The 4,723-nt window shown below is 76.6% G+C and carries 3 protein-coding genes and 1 pseudogene; 2 read left to right on the forward strand and 2 right to left on the reverse strand.

Features of this window, described 5'->3' with window-relative positions; translation table 11 throughout:
- Together ABD308_RS33710 and ABD308_RS33715 are read right to left on the reverse strand one after the other, a co-directional pair.
- Positions 1-764, reverse strand: a pseudogene (locus ABD308_RS33710) (glycosyltransferase family 4 protein); the annotation flags it as partial.
- Positions 761-2,053 carry a glycosyltransferase 87 family protein gene (locus tag ABD308_RS33715; RefSeq protein WP_425554916.1) on the reverse strand — a complete coding sequence of 431 codons (1,293 nt, stop codon included), beginning with the start codon at positions 2,051-2,053 and terminating at the stop codon, positions 761-763. The pseudogene ABD308_RS33710 and the gene ABD308_RS33715, both read right to left, overlap by 4 nt.
- A gap of 422 nt (positions 2,054-2,475) precedes the next feature.
- On the opposite strand from ABD308_RS33715, the gene ABD308_RS33720 reads away from it, so the two are divergent.
- Complete coding sequence (locus ABD308_RS33720; RefSeq protein ID WP_344343516.1) at positions 2,476-3,411, forward strand: GNAT family N-acetyltransferase; 936 nt, start codon at positions 2,476-2,478, stop codon at positions 3,409-3,411.
- 97 nt (positions 3,412-3,508) lie between these two features.
- Positions 3,509-4,723: PLP-dependent cysteine synthase family protein (locus ABD308_RS33725; protein ID WP_344343518.1), on the forward strand; the 1,215-nt coding region annotated here is incomplete at its 3' end.

A 4,723-nucleotide genomic window follows, 5' to 3' on the forward strand; every position in this document is an offset into this window, starting at 1 on the left:
GTGTCGGTGTGGTCGCGGCCGCCGGCGAAGACCACGGCGCCGGGGGCGGTGAGCCGGCGGGCGAGCTCGCGCAGGCGCTGTTCGTCCGGCCCCTGGCCGACCAGGACGAGGACCGCGTTCGGCACCGTGCGCCGGATCAGCGGGAGCGCCCGTATCAGGGTGTCCTGGCCCTTGCGGGGGACGAGCCGCGCCACGCAGAGGATCACCGGCGCCCGCGGGCCGGCCTGCCGGGGCCGGGGGCGGAACAGTTCGGTGTCGACACCCGGCACCAGCCGTTCGAGGCGGGCCGAGGGGCCGAGCGCGGGGGCGATCCGGTCGCGGGTGTGGGTGCCGAGGTAGGTGACGACGTCGACGCTGTCGCCGATCCGCCGCAGCAGGCGCCGGGCGACGGGGGTGCGGGCCCACCAGATCTCGTGGCCGTGCGTGGTGGCGACGGTCCGCCGGATTCCGGGGGCCTGCCGGCGCAGCGCCGGGGTCATCGCGGCGAGCGGGGCGGCCGCGCCGAACCAGACCCGGTCGCAGCCGTGTGTCCGGGCGAGTTCGGCGGCCCGGCGGGTCACCCGGGGCGTGGGGAGGAGCGTCTTCGTCCGGTCGCGGATCACCGGGAACGGGAGCGCGGCGTCGTGGCGGGCGGCGCCCGGTTCGTCCGAGGTGTAGACGACGACCTCCTCGGCGGGCAGCCGGGTGGCCATGGCGTGGACGAAGGTCTCGATGCCGCCCTGCCGGGGCGGGAAGTCGTTGGTGACGATGAGCGTGCCGGTCATGGGGCGGGGACCACCTTGGGTGTGCGGGGGCGAGGGGCCGCGGTCGGGGCGGAACGCGCGAGGACCGGGCGGGACGGGAGGGGCTGGCGGGACGGGCGGGACAAGAGGGCGGAGCGGGGAAGGAGGCGGAGGCTGGGAAGGCGGGGGACGAGGACCAGGACGGCGGGCAGGGCGAGGTAGCCGAAGCGGCCGGCGGGGGCGAGCAGGAAGGCCAGGGCGAGGCCGAGGGCGAGCCGGTCGGCGGCGGCGACGGCGTTCCGGGGCGGGTGTCGGAGGAGGGACACGGCGACGGCGAGTCCGGCGAGCAGTAGTAGGCCGAGCGCCGCGTACCAGCCGCCGGGACCGAGCCCGGCGATCAGGCGGCCGGGCAGCGGGCTGCTTGCCGGGGTGGGCAGCGCGCCGCGACCGGTGGGGAAGGCGAACACCTGCTCCATCAACGGCCCCGGTGCGTGCAGCGCGCAGGGGAGGACGAGCGCGGCCGTGCCGACGGCGGCGGTGGCGAGCGCTCGCAGGGCCGCCCGGCGTCCGACGGTGGCGGCGAGCAGGGCGACCGCCACCGCGACCGCGGGCCAGGCCGTCCACTTGAGCGCGCAGGCCAGCGCGAGGGCCGACCCGGTGGCGAACGGCCGGCCCCGGCCGGCCAGGGCAAGCGCGAGCACGCAGAGGCCGGTCAGTGGCAGGTCGACCCCGCTGACGCAGAGCGGCAGCGCGACCAGCGGCGAGGCGACCAGCGCGGCCACCGCGAGGACGGGCACGTTCGGGCCGCCGCCGGCTCCGCTGACGGCCGCGCGCAGGCCGGCCGTACGCCCGTCGTGCCGGGGCGGTCGGACGGCGGCGGCCAGGCAGCCGAGGAACACGGCGGCGCACCAGGGGCGGGCGTCGCCGAGTAGCCGGGCCGGCCACCCATCCGCTCCGAACAGGGCGCGGGGCAGCCCGAACAGTGCCATCCCGGGCAGGTAGGGGGTGTACTCCGCGACCGTCCGCGGCTCGGCCAGGTACGGCGTCCCGTGCCGAAGCAGCAGCTCGCCCGACCGTTCGATGACGACGACCTCGCTCTGCCCGTGCCCGGTCACGACCAGGACGAGCAGCGGCGCGAGGACCGCACCGGTCAGCGCGACCGCCACCGAACCGGCGCGTGCCCATCGCGAGGGCAGCGTGAGCACGGTGACCGCCGCCACCAGGTACCCCACGGCCGCGAGCAGTCCCCAACTCCGGTGCGGTCCCAGCCCGGAGGCGAGCGGGAACGCCCCCGCCCACCCGGCTGCGACCAGCCAGCCGCCGCACCACAGCGCCCTCCGCCCGCCGGGTGGGCGGGGCGGACGGGAGGAACCCGGTGGACGGGGGACGCGGCGGACGCGGTCGGCGCGGCTGGGGACGGGCGGAAGCGGGGTACGGGCTCGGTGAATCGGCACCACTTCATTGCAGCGGCGCGGCTCGGCGAGGTCATGACGGTCAGGTCGAGTCCTCTGGTCGGGTTTCCCCTACCACCGGGCGGGCGGTCGGGGCGGCCCGCGGGTCCGGAGGATCGCGTCGTGGGTGCGGTCGGTGTGCATGGGAGTGGGCTCCTCCTCGTCCTGGGCCTTCCGTCCTCGTCGTCGTGCTCGGCATCGCCTCGTCAGCGGGCTTTCCGAACAAGGGAATTCGTATCCGATCTCACGTTCGGTGTCCATTGAATTACCTTCGGTGCCGGTGGCTCGCTATCGTGGACCGCGTGGCGAGGTCCTGGGATGAGGCGGTCGGTCGGGCGCAGGAGCGGTTGGCCCGGGAGCCGGGGATGCGGGCGGTGGGGGAGGGGGACGGGCGCGGGTTCGCGCTCTGGGACCTCGTCTCGTGCGCCGAGGGCGAGTTGGGCGAGCGCGTCGAGCCGGAGGCGATCGGCCCGGGCGAGGAGCGGCGGTTGCGTGAGCGGCTCGGCGAGAGCGGCCGCGAGTGGCCCGGTGGCGAGTTGTACCGCCGCCGGTACTGGCTGCTGGACGGTGACGACCGCGAGCCCGTCGGCACCATCGCCGTCGACAACTGGACGAGGGGACCGGGCCAGTTGGCCGTCTCCTCGCTCTACCTCCGCCCCTCGGCCCGTGGTCGTGGCCTGGCGGCGGCCGCCCTCGACCGGGTCTACCGGGCCGCCACCGCCGAGGGCCTGCCCGGCTACCGGCTGGAGGCGCACTGGACCTGGCGGCGCGCCGTCCGCTACTACCTGCGGCGCGGCCTGTGGACGGTCTCCTGGAAGCACGCCATCGGCCTCGCCCGGATGCCTCAACTCCCTCCCTACCGCGTCCAGGAGGAGGACGGCCGGCTGGTGCTGCTGGTCGCCGACCGTCCGTCGCCCGACCCTGGCGAGGCCGACTGGACCCCGTTGCTCGCGGCCGGGAGCGAGGGCGGCCGGCTGCGCCTGGACGAGACCGCCGCCTACCGGCAGACTGACGGCTGGGTGCACGGTTACGCCCGCTCCACGCTCGCCCTGCACCTCGCGCTCGCCGGCCGCCCGCTGGTGCGCGGCCCGCAGTGGTGGGCGGAGGCCTGGCGCTGGGCGGACATCGGGGAACCGGAGGGACTCGCCTACCGGATCCCGCAGTTCGAGGTGCCCCGGCCCACCGCGGAACCCCGGCCGGCGGCGGAACCCCGGCCGGACGGGGCGTCGACCCTCTGAGGCCGGTCCCGCCCCCGGCCCCCGCCCCCGGCCCCCCGGAGGCGGTCCGGCGTACGCGCCGGCACCACCCGTCGGACACCGAGTAGAGGAGCCCGCCATGCCGACCAGGCCCGCCGTGCACGAATCCGTACTCGACGCGATCGGCGGCACGCCCCTGTTCCGCCTCGCCCGCCTCGGCGCCGGCCTCGCCGCGCCCGTCTACGCCAAGGCCGAGTTCCTCAGCATCGGCGGCAGCGTCAAGGACCGCGCCGCGCTCTCCATGGTGCTGGCCGCCGAGCGGGACGGGCTGCTGGCGCCCGGCGGAACGATCGTCGAGGCGACCTCGGGCAACACCGGCATCGGCCTGGCCATCGTCGGCCGCCGGCGCGGGTACCGGGTGATCGCGGGGGTGGCCGACCGGGCGTCGCCGGAGAAGGCGGACATCCTGCGGGCGTACGGCGCGGAGGTGGTGCTCGCCCCGACCGCCGTGCCGCTGGAGGATCCGGCGCACCTGTTCAACGTCGTCCGCCGGCTCGCCGAGGAGATCCCCGGGGCCTGGCTCGCCGACCAGTACGACAACCAGGCCAATCCCGACGCCCACGTCCGCACCACCGGCCCGGAGATCTGGGAGCAGACCGGCGGCCGGGTGACCCACTTCGTCGCGGGCGTCGGAACCGGCGGCACCATCACCGGCACCGGCGGTCACCTGAAGGAGGTCTCCGGCGGCAGGGTCACGGTGATCGGCGCCGACCCCGAGAGCTCCGTCTACGGCGGCGGCGACGGCAGCCCGTACTACGTCGAGAGCATCGGCCACTTCATCCACCCCGACACCGTCGAGGACCGCTGGCCACGGGCCTACCGCAAGGACGTCGCGGACGCCTTCGAGCGCATCCCGGACCGTGAGTCGCTGCTGACGGCGCGCCGGCTCGCGCGCGAGGAGGGCATCCTGGCCGGGCCGTCGTCCGGCACGGCGGTGGCGGCTGCGCTGCGGGTGGCGCGCCGGCTGGGGCCGGAGGACCTGGTCGTGGTGCTGCTGCCGGACTCGGGCCGCTCCTACCTGTCCAAGGTGCACAGCGACGCGTGGATGCGGCAGTGGGGCTTCCTGGAGGAGCCGGAGCCGGGGGTGTGGGAACGGGGGAGCTTGCGGACGCTGCTCGCGGGGGCCGGCCCGCTGGTCACCGTCGACGCGGGCGCGACGGTTGGCGAGGCGGCGCGGGCCGTGCAGGGCGTGCCGGGCGGCGTCGCCCCGGCCGTGCTGGCGCGGGCGGCGCGCCCGTACGGGGTGAGCGCGGCGGAGGTGGTCGGCTCGGCGTCCCGGGAGGCGCTGGTGGCG

The sequence above is a fragment of the Kitasatospora putterlickiae genome (assembly GCF_039527695.1).
GTDB classification, from domain to species: domain Bacteria; phylum Actinomycetota; class Actinomycetes; order Streptomycetales; family Streptomycetaceae; genus Kitasatospora; species Kitasatospora putterlickiae.